Raw genomic sequence first — 20272 nt, forward strand, 5'->3', positions numbered from 1 at the left:
GCCGGGCGTGGCCACGGCATCCGGGATGCTCTGACACCCCGAACGGCAGGGGCACCTCTCTCGATCTGCGGCGGAGAGGGAGACGGGGGCGGTTCCGTCTGCGCGTAGGCGCGGGGCGGATGCCGGGTGCCCGGGCCGTGCGGTCGACGGGCCGCGGCTCTCGCTGCGGGCCGTGGCGCGTGGGGGAGCGCGACCTATGGCATCCCCTCCGCCCCTGACGCCCGCGCGGGCAGGGCGTCACAGCGGGTCGAGTGTCCAGGACACGCCGCACGCGGGCCCGGGAGCGGCCTGTCGCGGACACTCGACGAGGGTGTGGAGCGATGGGGAGCCGGGCTGGCGCACCTCGGGCGTCACGCAGAAGGCCCGAGCCCCGGAGGGGACTCGGGCCTATCGGCGGGAGCGCGGCTCAGGTGCCGAGCGTTCCCAGGTACAGACCGATCACGGCCGGGTCGTCCATCAGCTCGCGACCGGTACCGGTGTAGGCGTCGCGACCCTGATCGAGCACGTAGCCGCGGTCGCAGATCTGCAGGCAGCGGCGGGCGTTCTGCTCGACCATGATGCAGGTGACGCCGGCCTTGTTGATCTCGGAGACGCGGATGAAGGCCTCGTCCTGACGCACCGGCGAGAGCCCTGCCGACGGTTCGTCGAGCAGCAGCACCTTCGGGTCCATCATGAGCGCGCGGCCCATGGCGACCATCTGGCGCTCGCCACCCGACAGCGATCCCGCCCGCTGCTTCAGGCGCTTGGCGAGGTCGGGGAAGATGCTCGTGACGAAGTCGACGCGCTCGGTGAACCCCTTCGGTCGCTGGTAGAGACCCATCTGCAGGTTTTCGGCGATCGTCAGGCTCGGGAACACGTTGTTCGTCTGGGGGACGAACCCGACGCCCTTCGCGACGAGCTTGTTCGCCCGCAGTCCCGTGATCTCTTCGCCCTGCAGGAGGACGGAGCCCGAGCGCACCTTGACCTGACCGAAGATCGCCTTGAGCATCGTCGACTTGCCGGCGCCGTTGGGGCCGATGATGCCGATCAGCTCGCCGGGGGCGGCGGTGAGGTTGGCGCCGTTGAGGATGTTCACGCCCGGCAGGTAGCCGGCGTGAACGTCGCGGAGCTCGACAACGTTGGCGGTCATCGACCGTCCTCCTTCTCGTGCGACGACTCGTTGTCGATCGCGGCGTCGACCTGCTGAGCGGTCTCGAGCAGCTCGGCGGCAGCGGCAGAGTCGACCGTCCCCTCGTGGCGACCCGTGACGACGCCGAGGTCGACGTCCTGGTGGGCTCCGAGGTAGGCGTCGATCACGGCCTGGTCTTTCATGACGGTGTCGGGCGGTCCCTCGGCGACGATCTTGCCCTCGGCCATGACCACGACCCAGTCGGCGATGTGGCGGACCATGTGCATGTCGTGCTCGACGAAGAGCACGGTCATCCCCAGGTCCTTCAGGTCGAGGATGTGGTCGAGCAGCGACTGCGTCAGCGCGGGGTTGACCCCGGCCATCGGCTCGTCGAGCATGACCAGCGTCGGGTCGCTCATGAGCGCTCGCGCCATCTCGAGGAGCTTGCGCTGACCGCCCGAGAGCGAGGCGGCGAAGTCCGTCTCCTTGGAGTCGAGCTTGAACCGCTTGAGCAGATCGCGCGCCTTCTCGTCGTTGGCGGTCTCCTGCTTGCGCCAGACGAAGGGGAGGATGCTCGAGAGCAGGCTCTCGCCCTTCTGCTTCGTCGCACCGAGCTTCATGTTCTCGAGCACGGTGAGAAGACCCAGCGCCTTGGTGAGCTGGAACGTGCGCACCTGACCCATGCGGGCCGCCTTGAACGCGGGGATGCCGGCGAGGTTGCGCCCGTCGAACGACCACTGGCCGCTGTTGGGCTTGTCGAAGCCGGTGAGGAGGTTGAACAGCGTCGTCTTGCCGGCACCGTTGGGCCCGATCAACGCCGTGATGGCGTTGCGGGGGATCTCGAGGTGCTTCACGTCGACGGCGGTGTTGCCGCCGAAGTCTCGGCGGACGTTGTCGGCGATGATGATCGGATCGACCTTGGCGACGCCGGGGGCGATCTCGCCCTTGTGCAGCCCGGTCGCCTTCACCCGCGGCGCGGAGGCGCTGGGTGCGACCGGCGTGGACTCATCGGACAAAGGTCATCTCCTTCTTGCTGCCCAGGATGCCCTGGGGGCGGAAGATCACGAGCAGCATGAGCGCGACGCCGACGATCACGAAGACGAGCATCTGGGACTGGTCGGCGGTGAGGAAGGGCAGCAGTCCGATGGAGGACAGCGCCGGCAGGAGGTTCGACAGGAATGCCCGTACGACCCAGAACAGAACAGCGCCGAGCACCGGGCCGAAGATCGTCGCAGCACCACCGAGGAGCAGTGCCGTGTAGACGAAGAACGTCTGCGAGGTGACGTACACATTCGGGTTCACGTTCGTGTCCATCGCCGTGATGATGCCGCCCGCGGCGATGATCACACCACCGATGACGAGCGCTTGCATCTTGAAGGCGAAGACGTTCTTGCCGAGCGCACGCACGGCGTCTTCGTCCTCGCGGATGCCGCGGATGACACGGCCCCAGGGGCTGCGCATGAGCATCCAGACGAGCAGCACCGCCACCGCGACCGCGACCAGACCGAGGAGGATGACGTACCAGCGGTTCGCGTTGTACGTCCACGGGCCGAAGCCGTAGTCGCCCGCGGGGAGCGGGTTGTTCTCGCCTCGCCAGCCCGACTGGAAGTTGAACAGACCGTCGGCCGAGCCCGTGACGCCACGGAAGGTCGAGGTGAGGAACACCAGCCGAAGGATCTCGGCGGCCGCGATCGTGACGATGGCGAGGTAGTCGCCTCGAAGTCGCAGCGTCGGGATGCCCATGATGAGCGCGAACACGACGGCCGCGGCGAAACCGATCAGGGCGGCGAGCGGCCATGCGAGGCCGAACGTCAGGATCGAGATCGCGAAGCCGTAGGCGCCGATGGCCATGAAGCCGGCGACGCCCATGTTGAGAAGACCGGCGAAGCCGAAGTGCATCGACAGGCCGATGGCCGCGAGGGCGTATCCGAACGTGGCCGGCGCGAGGATCTGCGAGGCCGTGTTCGAGAGGATCTGCAGGAAGTCCATGGTTTACCTACCCGATTCGCTCTCGGCGACCGAGGATGCCCTGCGGTCGGAAGAGGAGGATGACGATGAGCACGACGAGGGCGCCCACATACTTCATGTCGGAGGGGATCCACAGCGTGGATACCTCGACGAGGAGCCCGACCACGATCGAGCCGATGAGGGCTCCGAACGCGGTACCGAGCCCGCCGAGCACAACGGCGGCGAACATGAGCAGCAGGATGCCGGAACCCATGTCCCAGCGGATGCCGGGGCGGAAGTAGGCCCACAGGACACCCGCGAGGCCGGCCAGCGCCGACGACAGGATCCAGACCATGCGCACGACGTTGTCGACGTCGATGCCGCTGGCGGCGGCGAGCGAGGGGTTGTCCGACACGGCGCGGGTGGCCCGGCCGAGTCGCGTGCGGGTCAGGAACCAGGCGAAGGCCGCGATGACGACGATCGAGATGCCCATGCTCGTGAGGTCGGTGACGCTGATGCGGATCGACCCGAGGCCCGGGATGATGTCGCTCGAGGCCCCCGGGAGCTGCTGCGTCCCACCGCCGATGAAGATCTGGAAGATGTAGCGCAGCGCCAGCGACAGACCGATCGAGACGATCATGAGCTGGACGATGCCCAGCCCCTTCCGTCGAAGAGGCCTCCAGATGCCGGCATCCATCGCGAGTCCGAAGACTCCCGAGAGGATGACCGCGAGCGGGATCGCGATCCAGATCGACCATCCGGTGCCCGCGCTCAAGAACAGCGCTGCAATGGCACCGAAGGTCACCATTTCACCGTGGGCGAAGTTGGACAGGCCCGTCGTGCCGAACACGAGCGAGAGTCCGATGGCGGCGAGGGCCAGCATGAGGCCGAAGTTCAGCCCGTTCACGGTGCGCGAGAGCAGCTGGTCCATGAAGCCGACCGTCTGTCGTTCCGCGGCGCCGAGGGTGAAGTTGCTCGAGACGGTGCTGGAGCTGCCGAACTGCACCTGCCGCTCGAACTCCTGTCCGTCCGGAACGGTCACGCCCGAGGGCAGCGAGTTCCGGTCGAGGTCCACCGTCCAGGATCCCTCCTTGGTGGGGACCTTGATCGTCGCGCGACCGCGCTCGTCTGTCGTGGCTTCGCCCGTGAAGGACCCGTCCGTGGCGGTCACCTTCGCTTGCGCGACGGGCTCGCCTTCGGAGCGCACGTTCACCGTGATCGAGTAGGGAAGATCCTCATCGTTGACGGCTGCCGTCGATGCCGGGGCGAACCCGAGCACCAGGGCGGCAGCGAAGAGTCCTGACAACAGCGTCAGGATCGAGCGTCGACGGCGAGGCATCCGTGGGGATGCTTGCCGAGTGGTCACGAAACCTCCTGGTCGTTCGACGACGTGGACCGTCGCCGCCCGGACACCGTAGTCCGGGTTTATTGCCGCGTTGTTTCCATTGCAGCAGTCGATGCGAGAACGATACCCGGACACGATCAATTCGCTGTGCGTTGCGCATTCCCGGCTTATCCGCGAGTGCGGAATAGGGGTAGTCGCGGTAGCCCGTCGTGGGGTATATCGCGCGGGCGGGGAAGAAAAGAGGCCTCTCCGGCGCTTACACTTTCAGGCGGAGCGCCTCGCACGCGCTCCGGCCGACGACGTCCCTTTTCGAGCAGGCGCCGCGCGCGCAGGAGGATTCATGGAGCAGCACGACCCGTTCGGTTTCATCGGACTGACTTACGACGACGTGTTGCTGCTTCCGGGCCACACCGACGTCATCCCGAGCGAGGCCGACACGTCGTCGCGTCTGAGCCGCCGCATCACGGTGGCCACGCCCCTGCTCTCGAGCGCGATGGACACCGTCACCGAGGCCCGCATGGCGATCGCCATCGCGCGTCAGGGCGGCATCGGCATCGTGCACCGCAATCTGTCGATCGACGACCAGGCCGGCATCGTCGACCAGGTCAAGCGCAGCGAGTCGGGCATGGTCTCGAACCCCATCACGACGAACCCGGATGCCACGGTGGCCGAGGTCGACGCGATGTGCGCGCAGTACCGCATCTCGGGTCTGCCCGTGGTCGACCCCGACGGCGTGCTCGTGGGCATCATCACGAACCGCGACATGCGCTTCGTCTCGGGTTTCGAGCGACAGACGACCAAAGTGAAGGACGTCATGACGAAGGACGGCCTGATCACCGGGCACGTCGGCATCCACGCCAACGACGTCATCGCGACCTTCGCGAAGCACCGCGTCGAGAAGCTCCCCCTCGTCGACGACGACGGCAAGCTCGCCGGCCTCATCACGATCAAGGACTTCGACAAGAGCGAGAAGTACCCCCTCGCGACCAAGGACGACCAGGGGCGTCTGCGGGTCGGCGCGGCCATCGGTTTCTTCGGTGACGCGTGGCAGCGCGCGGAGGCCCTGCGTGACGCGGGTGTCGACGTGCTCGTCGTCGACACCGCGAACGGCCAGTCGGCCGGTGTGATCGACATCGTGCGTCGCCTCAAGGCCGATGCGTCCTTCGACCACATCGACGTCATCGGCGGCAACGTCGCGACGCGCGAGGGCGCCCAGGCGCTGATCGACGCGGGAGTGGACGCCGTCAAGGTCGGCGTCGGCCCCGGGTCGATCTGCACCACGCGCGTCGTGGCGGGTGTGGGCGTGCCGCAGGTCACCGCGATCTACGAGGCGGCCCAGGCGGCGATCCCCGCGGGTGTCCCCGTGATCGCCGACGGCGGTCTGCAGTACTCGGGCGACATCGCGAAGGCTCTCGTGGCCGGTGCCGACACCGTCATGCTCGGTTCGCTCCTGGCCGGCACCGACGAATCGCCGGGCGAGATCGTCTTCCAGGGCGGCAAGCAGTTCAAGCAGTACCGCGGCATGGGCTCGCTCGGTGCGCTGCAGACGCGCGGCAAGAAGACGTCTTACTCGAAGGACCGCTACTTCCAGGCCGACGTGCCCAGTGACGACAAGCTCATCCCCGAGGGCATCGAGGGTCAGGTCCCGTACCGCGGGCCGGTCGCCGCAGTGGCGTACCAGCTCATCGGGGGCCTTCGCCAGTCGATGTTCTACGTCGGTGCACGCACCGTCGAGGAACTCAAGTCCAAGGGCAAGTTCGTCCGCATCACCTCGGCGGGACTCAAGGAGTCGCACCCGCACGACGTGCAGATCGTCGTCGAGGCGCCGAACTACAAGAAGTAAGCGATCCGCACGAACCCGCCGGGCAGGCGACTGCCCGGCCCGTTCGTCGTTCCGTCGCGACGTCGTGGCGCCCCCGGAGCCCGGGTGGTCGCCTGGCACACGGCATCCGGATGCCGATAAGCTGGCCGGCTCGCCAGCTGCGGGCCGACGGGGGACTGCCGCGGGCATCCGTACGTCGCCTCCGCCGCCACGAGCGGCCGACCCGGAACTCGCCATGGGATACCTCGACCTCGCCGCCCTCTCATTCACGCTGCCCGACGGCAGGCCCCTGCTCGACGAGGTGACGTTCCGCGTCGGTGAGGGGGTGACGACCGCTCTGGTCGGGCCGAATGGCGCGGGGAAGACGACGTTGCTGCGCATCATCCGCGGTGACGAGAAGGCGCACGGCGGTGTCGTGTCGATGGGCGGCTCGCTCGGCGTAATGGACCAGTTCGTCGGGCACGGGCGCGACGGAGAGAGCGTCCACGACCTCCTGGTGTCGGTGTCGCCCACCCGCATCCGACGTGCGGCGCTCGAGCTCGAGGCGTCCGAGAACGCCCTCATCGAGCGCGACGACCTCGACACCCAACTGCGGTACGCCTCGGCGCTCGCCGACTACGCCGACGCGGGCGGCTACGAGCACGAGACGGTCTGGGACACCTGCACGACGGCCGCCCTCGGGCTGCCGTACGAGCGGGCGCGGTTCCGCGACCTGTCCACGCTGTCGGGCGGCGAGCAGAAGAGGCTCGCCCTCGAGGCCCTGCTGCGCGGACCCGACGACGTGCTCCTGCTCGATGAGCCCGACAACTACCTCGACGTGCCCGGCAAGCGCTGGCTCGAGGAGCAGCTGCGGGCGACGTCCAAGACCGTGCTGCTCGTCTCGCACGACCGCGAACTGCTCGCCCGCGCCGCCGACCGCATCGTCACCCTCGAGACGGGAGCCGCGGGCAGCACCGCGTGGGTGCACGGCGGGGGATTCGGCACGTACGGAGCCGCGCGAGAGGACCGCATGGCCCGCCTCGAGGAGCTGCGTCGCCGCTGGGACGAGGAGCACGAGAAGCTGCGCGCGCTGGTCGCCCGCATGAAGGTGGCCGCGGCCGCCAACGACGGCTTCGCCTCGCGCTACCAGGCGGCGGTGACGCGCCTGTCGAAGTTCGAGCAGGCGGGGCCGCCCGAGGAGCGCCCGCCCGAGCAGGATCTGCAGCTGCGCCTGCGCGGGGCGCGCACGGGCAAACGCGCGGTGGTGGCGGAGCGGCTCGAGCTGTCGGGCCTGATGAAGCCGTTCGACCTCGAGGTGTGGTTCGGTGACCGCGTCGCCGTGCTCGGCTCGAACGGGTCGGGTAAATCCCACTTCCTCCGTCTGCTCGCCGGGGGCGGCACCGACCCCGACGTGCGTCTCGGGCACGTCACCACCGTGGGCGCCGGGCTCGATCGGGTCGCCCACTGCGGTCGCGCCATCCTGGGCGCCCGGGTCGTCCCCGGGTGGTTCGCCCAGACGCATCGGCATCCGGAGTTCGTCGGGAGGACCCTCTTGGACCTGCTTCATCGCGGTGACGACAACCGGGCGGGGATGCCGAGGGATGCCGCGAGCTCGGCGCTCGATCGCTACGGCCTCATCGCGCAGGCCTCGCAGGCGTTCGACACGTTGAGCGGCGGTCAGCAGGCGCGGTTCCAGGTGCTGCTGCTGGAGCTCTCGGGTACGACGCTTCTTCTGCTCGACGAGCCGACGGACAACCTCGACCTCGCCTCGGCCGAGGCGCTGGAGGACGCGCTGTCGCGGTTCGAGGGCACCGTGCTCGCCGTCACGCACGACAGGTGGTTCGCGCGGTCGTTTGACCGGTTCATCGTGTTCGGCTCGGACGGAGAGGTGTACGAGGCGGCGGAGCCCGTGTGGGACGAGAAGCGGGTCGTGCGGGCGCGGTGACGCGCCGGATGGGCGGGACTGTCCTCCGCGGTCGATCCGACGGTGCCGTCGCCCGGCGGTCCGACGCGGCCGACGGCGATGTCGGAGGGCGCGGGTAGTCTGGTCGGGTGACCATGGAGATCGATCTCGGCCGCGCCAAGCGCGCCCGCCGCGCGTACACCTTCGACGACATCGCCGTCGTGCCGTCGCGGCGCACGCGCAACCCCGAAGACGTCTCGACCGCGTGGACGATCGACGCGTTCCCGTTCGAGATCCCGGTGCTCGGTGCGCCCATGGACTCCGTGGTCAGCCCGCGCACAGCGATCGAGCTCGGGCGTCTGGGTGGGCTCGGCGTCCTCGACCTCGAGGGCCTGTGGACGCGCTACGACGACCCCGAGCCGCTGCTGGCCGAGATCGCGACGCTGCCCGAGGCCGACGCCACGCGCCGCATGCAGCAGCTGTACGCCGAGCCGATCAAGCCCGAGCTCGTGCGCGACCGCCTCGCCGAGGTGCGCGCCGCGGGCGTCACCGTCGCCGGTGCCCTCACCCCGCAGCGCACGAACGACCTGTACGAGACCGTCGTCGCCGCGGGCGTCGACCTCTTCGTTATCCGCGGGACCACCGTGTCGGCGGAGCACGTGTCGAAGGTGGCCGAGCCCCTCAACCTCAAGAAGTTCATCTACGACCTCGACGTCCCCGTCATCGTGGGCGGCGCCGCCACCTACACGGCGGCTCTCCACCTCATGCGCACCGGTGCTGCGGGCGTGCTGGTCGGCTTCGGCGGCGGCGCCGCTTCGACGACGCGCGCAACGCTCGGGCTGCACGCGCCCATGGCCACAGCCGTGGCCGACGTTGCCGGGGCCCGACGCGACTACCTCGACGAGTCGGGCGGACGCTACGTGCACGTCATCGCCGACGGCGGCGTGGGCACCTCGGGTGACATCGTGAAGGCCCTCGCCATGGGCGCCGACGCCGTCATGCTGGGTGTCGCGCTCGCCCGCGCCACCGACGCCCCCGGGCGCGGGTATCACTGGGGTCCCGAGGCGCACCACCCCGAGCTTCCCCGCGGACGCCGGGTCGAGGTCGACCGCGTGGGTCCTCTCGAGCAGGTCCTCTACGGCCCCGCCCCCGTCGCCGACGGCACCGCCAACCTCATCGGTGCGCTCAAGAAGTCGATGGCCACTACGGGATACTCCGACCTCAAGGAGTTCCAGCGCGTCGAGGTCGTCGTCGCCCCCTACGGGCACTGATCACGAAAGCCCCATGACCTCCACCCCCACGACCGAGCCGGCACCGCCGCAGATCTTCCCGCCGACGCTACGGGAGGTCATGCTGCGGCCGCGCTGGATCGCGCTCCTCGCGTTCTCGCTCGTCGTCGCGGGTGTCCTCGCCTGGCTCGGGCAGTGGCAGCTCGGGCGCGCGGTCGACACCGCTCCTCCCGAGCCGGGGCTGACCGAGGTCGTGCAACCTCTCGCCGACGTCGTCACGCCCGGCGACTATCTGCCGGAACCCCTCGTCGGTCAGCGGGTCGAGACGAGCGGCACCTGGGTGGCATCCGACTTCATCGTCGTGTCGTCGCGCTTCAACAACGACGTGCAGGGCTACTGGGTGACAGGTCAGCTGCGTGTCTCCGGAACGACCACACCGACGTCGATCGCCGTCGCGACCGGGTGGACGAGCAGCCTCGATCAGGCCAACGCCGCCGCCGACGAGCTGCGCGCCCAGGCCGAAGCGGACCCGGCGGCGGTCGTGGACGTGACGGGACGTCTCATCTCCGACGAAGGGGCGTCGATACCGCCGGCCAACGCCGACCCCCTGACGCTCGTGAAGATGTCGCCCGCCATGCTGCTGGGACGGTGGCACGACACGCAGGGCCTCGACGTGTATCGGCAGTACATCGCGTCGCAGACGGCGATCGGTCCGCTCGACGCCATCGCCTCCCCGGCACCTGACGAACGCTCGCGGGTCAACTGGCTGAACATCTTCTACGCCGCCGAGTGGGCCATCTTCGCGGGCTTCGCGCTGTACCTCTGGTACCGCCTCGCGCGCGACGCGTGGGAGAAAGAAGTCGAAGATCTCGAGGACGAACAGTCCGAGGCCCTCGCGGCGGGCGCCGCGGAATCCCGCGACTAGACTGGCCTCCATGCCCCGCGCCCCCAAGCTCGCCTCGTTCCCGGCGATCCGCGGAGCCCTGAAGTTCTACCAGATCTGCTCGATCATCACGGGTGTCGGCCTGCTCCTGCTGGTCGCCGAGATGATCCTGAAGTACACGCCCATTCACGTGGAGCTGTTCCTCGGCGGATCCGGTGGCTTCCTGTGGTTCGCGGATGCCGTGCCCGGCCCCGACTGCCAGTGGTTCTCGCTCTTCGTTCCGGGCGGCAACGGGTGTTCGATCCTGTCGACCGGCGACGGCGTGAACATCTCGCTGGCGATCCTGGTGGTCCACGGCTGGTTCTACGTCGTCTACCTCATCTCGTGCTTCCGCGTGTGGAGCCTCATGCGGTGGCCGTTCCGTCGGTTCGTCTTCCTCGCCCTCGGTGGTGTGGTGCCGTTCCTCTCCTTCATCCTCGAGGTGCGCACCGCCCGTCGCGTGCGCGCCTACCTCGCCGAGCGTGAGGCCGCGAAGGCCTCCGCTCCCGTTCCCGCCCCGGAAGGCAACCGGTGACCGAACAGACCGAAACGTCCCAGCGCCCCGTCCTCGTCGTCGACTTCGGCGCCCAGTACGCCCAACTGATCGCGCGCCGCGTGCGCGAGGCCGGGGTGTACAGCGAGATCGTTCCGCACACCGCGTCGGCGCAAGAAATCGCCTCGAAGAACCCCGTCGGCATCATCCTGTCGGGTGGCCCCTCGTCGGTGTACGAAGAGGGAGCGCCCAGCCTCGATTCCGGCGTCTTCGACCTCGACGTCCCGACCCTCGGCATCTGCTACGGCTTCCAGGTCATGGCCAAGGCGCTCGGCGGAGAGGTGGCGAACACCGGCCTCCGCGAGTACGGGGCGACGGATGCCACGGTCGTCACCGAGGGCACGCTGCTCGAGGGCCAGCCCGCCGAGCAGAACGTGTGGATGAGCCACGGCGACCAGGTGTCGCGCGCTCCCGAGGGCTTCGAGGTCCTCGCCCGCACCGCCCACACCCCGGTCGCGGCCTTCGCGAACGACGCCCGCCGCATGTACGGCGTGCAGTGGCACCCCGAGGTCAAGCACTCCGACCACGGCCAGCACGTGCTCGAGAACTTCCTGCACAAGGCCGCGGGCCTCCCCGCCGACTGGAACAGCGGCAACGTCATCGCCGAGCAGGTCGAGCGCATCCGCCAGCAGGTGGGTTCGGGCCGCGTCATCTCGGCGCTGTCGGGCGGCGTCGACTCCGCCGTCTCGACCGCTCTCGTCCACGAGGCCGTCGGCGACCAGTTGATCGCCGTGTTCGTCGACCACGGTCTGCTCCGCCAGGGCGAGCGCGAACAGGTCGAGAACGACTACGTCGCCTCGACGGGCGTCAAGCTCATCACCGTCGACGCGCGCGAGACGTTCCTGAACGCCCTCGCCGGTGTCAGCGACCCCGAGCAGAAGCGCAAGATCATCGGCCGCGAGTTCATCCGCGCGTTCGAGAAGGTGCAGGCCGACCTCGTCGCCGAGGCTGCGGCCGAGGGCGAGCAGGTGCGCTTCCTCGTGCAGGGGACCCTTTACCCCGACGTCGTCGAGTCGGGCGGCGGAGCGGGAACGGCGAACATCAAGAGCCACCACAACGTCGGCGGTCTGCCCGAAGACCTGCAGTTCGAGCTCGTCGAGCCGTTGCGCACCCTCTTCAAAGACGAAGTGCGCGCCATCGGTCGCGAACTCGGCCTGCCCGAAGCCATCGTCGGCCGCCAGCCCTTTCCGGGGCCCGGTCTTGGCATCCGCATCGTGGGCGAGGTCACCGCTGACCGTCTCGAGATCCTGCGTGAGGCCGACGCCATCGCGCGCGCCGAGCTGACCAAGGCGGGCCTCGACAACGAGATCTGGCAGTGCCCCGTCGTGCTGCTCGCCGACGTGCGCTCGGTCGGCGTGCAGGGCGACGGCCGCACCTACGGTCACCCCATCGTGCTGCGCCCCGTCTCGAGCGAAGACGCGATGACCGCCGACTGGACGCGGCTGCCCTACGACGTGCTGTCGAAGATCTCGAACCGCATCACCAACGAGGTGCGCGACGTGAACCGCGTGGTGCTCGACGTGACGTCGAAGCCGCCGGGGACGATCGAGTGGGAGTGAGCGTCTAGCCCGCTCCCGCGCCGACGTCGTCGGCCGGCTCCGGGGCGCTGCCTTCGGGTCGAGAGCGGGGCCCTTACCCCGATCGACCCGAAGACGGTGCCCCTTCGCCGTTCGGCGACGGCGGCGCGCTGTCTGTCCGCGGAGGGGATGCACACCCGGGCCCCTGCCCCGATCGACTCGGGAGGGCGTGTCACTTGGCCTCGCGTTCGCGGCTGCGTGCGTGCGCCGCCGCTTCCGACGGGGCTGCCGCGCCTCCGGCGTGCCGCGGGGGACGCGGCGGGTGGGGGAGGATGGGGGCGTGACTTCCGGCGACTTCCCCGACGCGTGGTACCTCATCCTGTCGAGCCGGCTGATTCCCGACCTCGACGGCGGGTACACGATCGCCACTCTTGCGCGGGCGCGACAGATGGCCCAGGCCGGCGCGAAACCGCTCCTGCTGACTGTCGACCCCGGTGACGCCGACGCCCACTCCGCGCAGCGCGCGATCTTCGTCGATCGTGGGGTGGCCTCGGCATCCGGGATCTTCCGCAACCTCTTCGACGACGCCGTCGACGCCGACGGGGGAGCCGCCGCGTGGCTGCGCGGCGCGGCGCACGCGGGCGACGCCGACCCGGCGCTGGAGTACCGCCTCGTGGCCGGGGGAGCGGTCGATCTCCCCGTGGTGATCGACCCCGACTGGCACCTGGCGACGGCGCCGGTCGTGATCCGGGATGCCGCGGGCGGAGCCGTCGGCGTGATCGACGGATTCGGGGCGCTGTACCGCGCGTGGCTGACCCACCTGGCCGATCGCCTCCGCGCCCAGGACGAGCGGCCGATCGTCGTCATCTGCGAGTCGCGGCAGCTCGGCGAGCTCATCGCGGGGTGGGGCGACGACGACGTGCGGATCGTGCACGCGGTGCACACGATCCACCTCGAACCGCCGTTCCACGCCGATTCCGACCTCAACCCGCTGTGGACGCGCTGGTTCGAGATCGCACCGCGCTTCGACGCCGTGCTCTGGCCAACTGCCTATCAGCGCGACGACGTGCGCGCGCGCTTCGGCGCCGCCGCGAACGACGTGGTCGCACCGCACGGGGTGGAGGCTCCGGATGCCGTGGTGCCGGCGTCGCAGCGGGAGCGTGGGCTCGTCGTGGTGCTGGGGCGGCTCGCTCCGGGCAAGCGTCTCGATCGCGCGATCGAGGCGTTCGCCCGCGTTCTCGGCGATGTGCCGGACGCCCGGCTGGAGCTCTGGGGAGAGGGAGCGCAGCGCGGTCGGCTCGAGGCGCTCGTCGCGGAACTGGGCCTCGAGCACGCCGTCTCGCTTCCGGGCCTCACCACCGAGCCGGGTGCCGTGCTCGACCGGGCGGCGGTATACCTGACGACCTCCGGCTTCGAGGGGCAGGGGCTCGCTCTCGCCGAAGCGCTCGCGCACGGGACGCCGGTGGTGGCGTGGGACATCCGGTACGGCCCGCGCGACATGCTCGCGTCGGGTGGCGGCATCCTGGTGCCCGATGGTGATGAGGACGCCTTGGTCGACGCTCTGCGGCGGGTGCTCATCGATGACTCTTTGCGGGAGCGTCTCGCGGACGAGGCGCGGGAGGCGGCGGATGCCGTGAGCCCGGCGCGCGCGATGCGCACGCTCGCCGCTGTCGTTCGAGAGGCGCTCGGCCGGCCGCGGAGGCGCTGACGCCGGGCACCCGCGACAGGCGCGCGCGACCTGGCGCACTGCGTTCCCCGCATCGGCCGGAGAGCAGCGGTACGCCGGGCCGCACCCAGTCGGCATTCATGCCCCCGATTCGAACGAGTGAGGCGAGCGCTTCGGCCGGGTCGTCGGTGAAGGGCGGCGCGTACGCTCCGACCGACACCGTCCGAGCCGCGTCGGCGTCGGCGTCAGCCGCGCGCGACCTTCCGCACCGCGTCCGCGGCCTCCGCCGGAGAACCCCGGAACGCCGGGCCGTGGCCGGGCAGGACCCAGTCGGCATCCAGTCCCGCGATGCGATCGAGCGAGGCAAGGGCCTCGGCCGGGTCGTCGGTGAACGGAGCGGGTCCGGGGCCGGTGCGACCGGTCAGAACGTGGCGCGTCGTGAGGGCGTCGCCGACGAACACGGCGCGCACCGCGGGGGAGAAGACCGCGACGCTGCCCGGCGAGTGACCGGGCATGCCGACGATGTGGGGGCTGCCGGGCAGGTCGAGGGTCTCGCCATCGGCGACCTCGCGTACTTCCGTCAGCCACTGCGGGCGCATGCCCTTGCGGATGCCGAAGGCGGCGAAGCGCAGCAGAGGGCCGAGGCGGAAGGGACCCATCGCACTCTTGGGCTTGTCGCCGCCCCGGGCGCGATCGGCGTCGGCCGCGTGCACGAAGACGGGCACGCCGCGCTCGCGGCGGAGGCGCTCGGCGAAGCCCACGTGGTCGCTGTCGCCGTGGGTGAGGATGACGCCGCGGATGTCGTCGAGGGTTCGGCCGATGCCGTCCAGTTCGTGGCGCAGGTCGGCGTACATGCCGGGGAGTCCGGCGTCGACGAGGGTGATGCCGTCGGGGGCGACGACGAGGTACGAGGCGACGATGTCGTTGCCGATGCGGTGGAGCGATGGAGCGAGTCTCACGGGGTGCCTTTCTGGATGGCTACGAACATTAGCCATGATAGCTTATAAGCGTAGCCATGAGGAGGGTCCGTGCCCACACCGGAGAGAACGTCGCTCGACGAGATCGTCGAGGCGGCCGCGCGACTGCTCGAAGAGGGCGGACCCAGCGTCGTGACGATGCAGGCCGTCGCCCAGGCGGTCGGGGTCAAGGCTCCCTCGCTGTACAAGAGGGTGCGCGACCGCGAGGCCCTGCTCGGGCTCGTCGGGGCAGCCGCGGCCGACGACCTGACGGTGCGGCTCGAGACGGCATCCGCGAATCTCGACGATCTGCTGGTCGCCTTCCGCGTGTTCGGGCACGACAGGCCGGAGGCGTTCCGTCTGTTGTTCACGACGGTGGTGGATGCCGACCGACTTGCTGCCACGAGCGCGCCGGTGCTGCGCGCGACGACGTCGGCGGTGGGTGACGTGCACGCGCTCGACGCCGCTCGGCTGTTGACGGCGTGGGCCACCGGGTTCGTCACGATGGAGCTCGCGGGGGCCTTCCGCCTCGGCGGCGACCTTGACGAGGCGTACCGCTACGGTCGGCGCCACCTGGTCGCCTCGCTCACGCGGGATCAGGGAGCTGAGCGGCCGGCCCAGGGGTCGTAGTCGGCGATCAGATTCTCCTGCGCCGGGCGCTCGGCATCCGGCACGTGCTGGAGGTTCACGCGCACGCGGTACCAGAGTGAACTCGACCCGCGCATACCGTCGACGAGCACGTCAGCGGGGTGGAGCTCAGATGCCGCTTCGGGATGCCGCTGCTTCCAGGTCTCGAGGGCGTCGAGCGCCTCGGTCTTGGTCTTCGTCCGCGCGACCTCGATGAGCGGCATGGTCGAGGCTCGGCGACCCGAACCGTCGGAGCCGCGCGGGGGTTTCTCGGCGGGGCCTAGCTCTTCCGCCAGGGCGAGGAGCGCATCGAGCGAGCCCGCCGCGTCGTCGATGCCGGCATGGGGATCGCCCATGCTGCGGAAGCGCTCGGGCACGGTGAGAACGGTGAATTCCCCGGGGCGGCGGTCGCGCACCTCGTCCCAGGTGAGCGGCGTCGACACGCGAGCGTCGGGAAGTGCGCGGATCGAGTACGCCGAGGCGACCGTGCGGTCCTTGGCATTCTGGTTGAAGTCGACGAAGACGCTCTCGCCGCGCTCCTCCTTCCACCAGCGGGCGGTCGCGAGACCCGGCGCACGGTTCTCGACCTCGCGGGCGAGGGTCTCGGCGGCGAGGCGGACGTCGGCGTAGGACCACTCCGGACGGATGCGCACGAGGATGTGCAGCCCCCGGGACCCAGAGGTCTTCGGCCATCCGACGAGCCCGTGATCCTCCAGCACCTCGCGGGCGATGAACGCGACGTCCACGATCTGGGCCCAGTCGACCCCGGGCATCGGATCGAGGTCGACGCGGAGCTCGTCGGGATGATCGAGGTCTTCGGCGCGCACGGGATGCGGGTTGAGGTCGAGGCAGCCGAGGTTGACGACCCACGCCAGTCCCGCGGCATCCCGGATCACCGTCTCTTCGGCCGAGGTGCCCGAGGCGTAGTGCAGGGTGGCGGTGTCGATGAAGGCGGGGTGGTTCTCGGGGACGCGCTTCTGGAAGAAGGGCTCCTGATCGAGACCCTTCGAGAAGCGCTTGAGCACCATCGGACGACCGCCCGCGCCGCGCAGCGCGCCCTCGGCGACGGAGAGGTAGTACCGCACGAGGTCGAGTTTGGTGAGGCCGGGCTCGGGGAAGACGACGCGGTCGGGGCTCGTGACGCGCACCTCGTGGCCGTCGACGTCGAGGATCTCGGCCGGGGTCTTCGCGGGGCTCATGGCGTGAGGCTAGCGCCGCGGCATTCGGGGTTCGAACCCCTTGCGGGCGGGGTGCCGGGGCGTTGCGGCGCGTTGAGTGTCCAGGACACCCGGACGGTTTCTCGAGGGGTCCGGGTGTTGTGGACACTCGGAGCTGGGCGGGGTGCCGGGGCGTTGCGGGGCGTTGAGTGTCCAGGACACCCGGACAGTTTCTCGAGGGGTCCGGGTGTTTCGGACACTCAATGGTGGTGGGCGTGTGGGGGAGTGAGGGAGAGGAGGGGGGAGCCCGGATGCCGGCACTCTACGACGAAGGGCCGCCCCGAAACGGGACGGCCCTTCGTGTGAAGCGAGTGCGTCAGTTGTTGCCGCGCAGGATCGCGATCATGCGCAGGATCTCGACGTACAGCCACACGACGGTGACCATGATGCCGAAGGCGCCGACCCAGCCGTAGACCCGGGCGGCACCGTTACGGACGCCGCGCTGGATCTGGTCGAAGTCGAGCACCAGCGAGTACGCGGCCATGATGACCACGAAGACGCCGATGACGAGACCGAGCGGGATACCCGCGATCTTCATGCTGTACAGGCCGAAGGCACCGCCCGCGATGGGGACGTTGAACAGCATCAGGCCCAGGTTGAGCAGGGCGAAGACCATGTAGCCGACCATGGCGATCATGAAGATCTTGGTGGCGCGGGCCGAGGCGCGGATCTTGCCGCTCGCGAACAGGGCGAGGGTCACGCCGACGACGGACAGGGTGCCCAGCGTCGCCTGCAGGACGATGCCCGGGAAGATGAACTCGAAGAAGGCCGAGATGCCACCCACGAACAGACCCTCGAACGCCGCGTAGGCGATGAAGACGGGGACGGAGGGCTTCTTCTTGAACGTCGCGACCATCGCCAGCACGAAGCCGACCAGGCCACCGACGATCATCGGGGCGGCGCTGGGGTTCGGGTTGGCGACGCTGACGCCGGCCATCGACCAGATCCAGCCGACGACGGCGGTGACGACGAGGATGCCGAACAGGGCGAGGGTTTTCATGACGGTGTCTTCGACCGTCATGCGACCGGTCTCGACGGCGCTCGCCGACGGGGCGGCGTACGCGCCTTCGATCGAGGCGGCGGCGGCGGGATCGACGGCCGGGGGCGGGCTGTAGCGCGTGTTAGCGCCACCGGCTCGAGGGTCCTGGAACGCCGGGTTGTTGAATGCCGGGTTGTTGAGGGCCACGGGAACTCACACTCCAAAGATGGTGATCACAGCACCGTGCTGTCAGACAACACTAGCCGAGCAGGGCGGCAGATTCCTTGTGCTGACTGGGATTCTGCTCTGAGCGCACTCGCTGTTCACCCGGTGCCGTTAGCGTGTCGAGGTGCCCCTCGTCATCGGTCATCGCGGTGCCCCCGGGTACCTGCCAGAGCACTCGCGCAGTTCGTATCTGCGGGCGATCGCGGAGGGGGTGGATGCCGTCGAGCCCGACGTCGTCCCCTCGTTGGACGGCGTGCTGGTCGTGCGGCACGAGAACGAGATCTCCGGCACCACGGACGTGTCGACGCGACCGGAGTTCGCCGAGCGGCGCACCTCGAAGATCGTCGACGGGGAGCGGCTGACCGGCTGGTTCGTCGAGGACTTCACGTGGGAGGAGCTGCGGACGCTGCAGTGCCGCGAGCGGATCCCCGCGCTCCGTCCCGACAGTGCGGCCCACGACGACACCGAACCGGTGCTGCGCCTTCGCGACGTCCTCGACCTCGCCCGGCAGAGCGGGGTGGGCGTGGTGCTCGAGATCAAGCACGCGGCGTCCTTCGCCCGGCTCGGGTTCGACCTGGCCGAGCTCGTCGACGTCGAGCTGCGCGCGGCGGGATGGCGGGATGCCGAGGACGCCCTCGTCATCGAGTCGTTCGAGCCCCTGGTCCTGGCGCGGCTGCGAGAACGCGGCATCCGGATCCCGCTCGTGCAGCTGATCGAGGCGCAGGGGGCGCCGTGGGACTTGCGGGAGCGCGACGGGGCCGAGGCCACCTCCTACGCGTCGATGCTGACCGCGGCCGGACTCGATGCCCTCGCGGCGGAGGTGCAGGGGATCAGCCCCGACAAGCGGGTCGTGCTCGCGCCCGACGAGCGGGGAGCGGCCCGCGGCCCGGCGCCTGTCGTGCGCGAGGCCCAGGAGCGGGGTCTGCGGGTGTTCGCGTGGACCTGCCGACCCGAAAACGCGTTCCTGCTGCCCGCGTACCGCGGACCCGGTGGCGACGGTGCGATCGGCGACTGGCGACGCGAGTGGGCCGTTCTGCGCGACGCCGAGCTCGACGGGGTGTTCGTGGATCATCCCGACCTGGGGGTGGAGTTCTTCCGGGCGGTACGGAACTCCTGAGTTTCGGCGTGCGTGGCGGTTGGGTCGGTCCTCGGGCGGGCGGAGACGCAGCGATTCTCAGGAGTTCGGCCCGCGCAACGCCGCCACCCGGCCCGCGCAACCCCGACGCCCGGCGCGCGCGCAGCCGACAGGATGGCCGCATGACGATGGACGTGACGGTGGTCGGCGGCGGGATCTCGGGGCTCGCGTGCGCGCGGGCGGTTCAGGATGCCGGTCGCTCGGTGCGAGTGCTCGATCGCGGGCGCCGGGTGGGCGGACGTCTGTCGAGCCGCGCGATCGACGGTCGATCCGTCGACCTCGGGGCCTCGTACTTCGTGGTCGGCGAGGCCGAAGGGTTCGCGCACGTCGTCGCCGACTGGGAGGAGCGGGGTCTTGCGCGCCCGTGGACCGACACGTTCCAGGTGATCGACGCCGACGGCGGGTGGACGCCGAAGCCCGGACCGATGCGGTGGGCCGCTCCTGCCGGGCTGCGTTCGCTCGCCCTCGACCTGGCCGAGGGTCTCGACGTCTCGTCGGAGCGCGTCGTCGAGAGCGCGGCGCCTTTCCGGGTCGACGGCGACGATGCGGGCGAGGTCGTCCTGGCGATGCCGGCTCCGCAGGCCGCGCGGCTGACCGGCGAGGCGCCGGGCGGCGCTCAGCAGTGGGACCCGGTGATCGCCGTCGTCCTGCGGTGGGATCAGCGGCAATGGGATGCCGACCTGCACGGCGCCTTCGCCGACGGTGACGCCGACGTGTCGTTTGTCGCCGACGACGGCGACCGCCGCGGTGACGATGCTCCCGTGCTCGTCGTCCACACCACGGCCGACCGCGCCAGACAGCACCTCGACGACCCCGAGGCGGCCATCGCCCCGGTGCTCGCGGCGACCCGGCGGCTGCTGCGCATCGACGTCGAGCCGGTGTCGACGCGCGTGCATCGCTGGACCTTCGCCCGGCCCGCCGAGACAACCGGGCAGCCGTTCTTCCGCTCGCCGGGGCTCTCCGCCTGCGGGGACGCGTGGGGCGACAGCGCCGCCGTCCGCACCGCGTGGACCTCGGGCGACGCGCTGGGGCGGGCGCTCGCGGCATCCTGAAGCGCATCGGGGACACGCGCGGGCAGCGACCGAGCGACAAACCCTGGTGAACCTCGCCATCGTCGGGGCGTGACGGCCGCTCGACGACGA

Annotated in this window: 17 protein-coding genes; 10 read left to right on the top strand and 7 right to left on the bottom strand. The window is 70.0% G+C overall.

Annotation, left to right across the window (positions count from 1 at the left end):
* Window positions 1-406 precede the first annotated feature (406 nt).
* Genes MTE01_RS00550 through MTE01_RS00565 form a run of 4 tightly spaced genes read right to left on the bottom strand, consistent with a single transcriptional unit; the run spans window position 407 to window position 4394 of the window.
* On the bottom strand, window positions 407-1129 hold the full coding sequence (locus tag MTE01_RS00550; RefSeq protein WP_141375095.1) for an ABC transporter ATP-binding protein: 723 nt from the start codon (window positions 1127-1129) through the stop codon (window positions 407-409).
* Complete coding sequence (locus MTE01_RS00555) at window positions 1126-2076, bottom strand: ABC transporter ATP-binding protein (protein ID WP_174799635.1); 951 nt, start codon at window positions 2074-2076, stop codon at window positions 1126-1128. The genes MTE01_RS00550 and MTE01_RS00555 overlap by 4 nt, the downstream gene beginning before the upstream one ends.
* 37 nt (window positions 2077-2113) lie before the next feature.
* Window positions 2114-3097, bottom strand: coding sequence for a branched-chain amino acid ABC transporter permease (locus MTE01_RS00560; protein WP_103206710.1), 984 nt, complete (start codon window positions 3095-3097; stop codon window positions 2114-2116).
* 7 nt (window positions 3098-3104) lie between these two features.
* A complete protein-coding gene (locus MTE01_RS00565) occupies window positions 3105-4394 on the bottom strand; it encodes an ABC transporter permease subunit (protein WP_103206709.1) in 1290 nt (429 codons plus the stop codon).
* A gap of 346 nt (window positions 4395-4740) precedes the next feature.
* Here MTE01_RS00565 and guaB point away from each other — a divergent pair, with 346 nt between their 5' ends.
* The 7 genes from guaB to MTE01_RS00600 all read left to right on the top strand — a co-directional run bounded on the left by guaB (window position 4741) and on the right by MTE01_RS00600 (window position 14033).
* Window positions 4741-6243, top strand: coding sequence for an IMP dehydrogenase (gene guaB, locus MTE01_RS00570; protein ID WP_141375097.1), 1503 nt, complete (start codon window positions 4741-4743; stop codon window positions 6241-6243).
* A 214-nt stretch (window positions 6244-6457) separates the two neighbouring features.
* Window positions 6458-8146 carry an ABC-F family ATP-binding cassette domain-containing protein gene (locus tag MTE01_RS00575; RefSeq protein ID WP_141375100.1) on the top strand — a complete coding sequence of 563 codons (1689 nt, stop codon included), beginning with the start codon at window positions 6458-6460 and terminating at the stop codon, window positions 8144-8146.
* Window positions 8147-8259: 113 nt separating this feature from the next.
* On the top strand, window positions 8260-9375 hold the full coding sequence (locus MTE01_RS00580; protein ID WP_141375816.1) for a GuaB3 family IMP dehydrogenase-related protein: 1116 nt from the start codon (window positions 8260-8262) through the stop codon (window positions 9373-9375).
* Window positions 9376-9388: 13 nt separating this feature from the next.
* Window positions 9389-10258: an SURF1 family protein gene (locus MTE01_RS00585; protein ID WP_141375101.1), complete on the top strand. Its 870-nt coding sequence runs from the start codon at window positions 9389-9391 to the stop codon at window positions 10256-10258.
* 10 nt (window positions 10259-10268) lie between these two features.
* Window positions 10269-10790 (top strand): DUF3817 domain-containing protein, encoded by a 522-nt coding sequence (locus MTE01_RS00590; RefSeq protein ID WP_056226492.1) that lies wholly within the window; start codon window positions 10269-10271, stop codon window positions 10788-10790.
* A complete protein-coding gene (guaA, locus tag MTE01_RS00595) occupies window positions 10787-12367 on the top strand; it encodes a glutamine-hydrolyzing GMP synthase (protein WP_103206704.1) in 1581 nt (526 codons plus the stop codon). The genes MTE01_RS00590 and guaA overlap by 4 nt, the downstream gene beginning before the upstream one ends.
* 298 nt (window positions 12368-12665) lie before the next feature.
* The gene (locus tag MTE01_RS00600; RefSeq protein ID WP_141375103.1) at window positions 12666-14033 is read left to right on the top strand and encodes a glycosyltransferase; all 1368 of its coding nucleotides are present in this window, start codon (window positions 12666-12668) and stop codon (window positions 14031-14033) included.
* Window positions 14034-14236: 203 nt separating this feature from the next.
* On the opposite strand, the gene MTE01_RS00610 is transcribed toward MTE01_RS00600, so the two are convergent.
* Window positions 14237-14950 (bottom strand): MBL fold metallo-hydrolase, encoded by a 714-nt coding sequence (locus tag MTE01_RS00610; RefSeq protein WP_141375106.1) that lies wholly within the window; start codon window positions 14948-14950, stop codon window positions 14237-14239.
* A gap of 69 nt (window positions 14951-15019) precedes the next feature.
* Between MTE01_RS00610 and MTE01_RS00615 the strand changes: the two genes are divergently transcribed.
* On the top strand, window positions 15020-15577 hold the full coding sequence (locus tag MTE01_RS00615; protein WP_141375108.1) for a TetR/AcrR family transcriptional regulator: 558 nt from the start codon (window positions 15020-15022) through the stop codon (window positions 15575-15577).
* Here the strand turns inward: MTE01_RS00615 and ligD are convergent.
* Together ligD and MTE01_RS00625 are read right to left on the bottom strand one after the other, a co-directional pair.
* Window positions 15544-16773: a non-homologous end-joining DNA ligase gene (gene ligD / locus MTE01_RS00620; protein WP_141375110.1), complete on the bottom strand. Its 1230-nt coding sequence runs from the start codon at window positions 16771-16773 to the stop codon at window positions 15544-15546. The two genes, MTE01_RS00615 and ligD, sit on opposite strands and share 34 nt — an antisense overlap.
* 334 nt (window positions 16774-17107) lie before the next feature.
* Complete coding sequence (locus MTE01_RS00625; RefSeq protein WP_103206699.1) at window positions 17108-17977, bottom strand: Bax inhibitor-1/YccA family protein; 870 nt, start codon at window positions 17975-17977, stop codon at window positions 17108-17110.
* A gap of 142 nt (window positions 17978-18119) precedes the next feature.
* Between MTE01_RS00625 and MTE01_RS00630 the strand changes: the two genes are divergently transcribed.
* Both MTE01_RS00630 and MTE01_RS00635 read left to right on the top strand, forming a co-directional pair.
* Window positions 18120-19112 carry a glycerophosphodiester phosphodiesterase family protein gene (locus tag MTE01_RS00630; RefSeq protein WP_141375112.1) on the top strand — a complete coding sequence of 331 codons (993 nt, stop codon included), beginning with the start codon at window positions 18120-18122 and terminating at the stop codon, window positions 19110-19112.
* A 140-nt stretch (window positions 19113-19252) separates the two neighbouring features.
* The gene (locus tag MTE01_RS00635) at window positions 19253-20182 is read left to right on the top strand and encodes an NAD(P)/FAD-dependent oxidoreductase (RefSeq protein WP_141375114.1); all 930 of its coding nucleotides are present in this window, start codon (window positions 19253-19255) and stop codon (window positions 20180-20182) included.
* Window positions 20183-20272: the final 90 nt, after the last annotated feature.

The organism is Microbacterium testaceum (assembly GCF_006539145.1).
Taxonomy (GTDB): Bacteria; Actinomycetota; Actinomycetes; order Actinomycetales; family Microbacteriaceae; genus Microbacterium; species Microbacterium testaceum.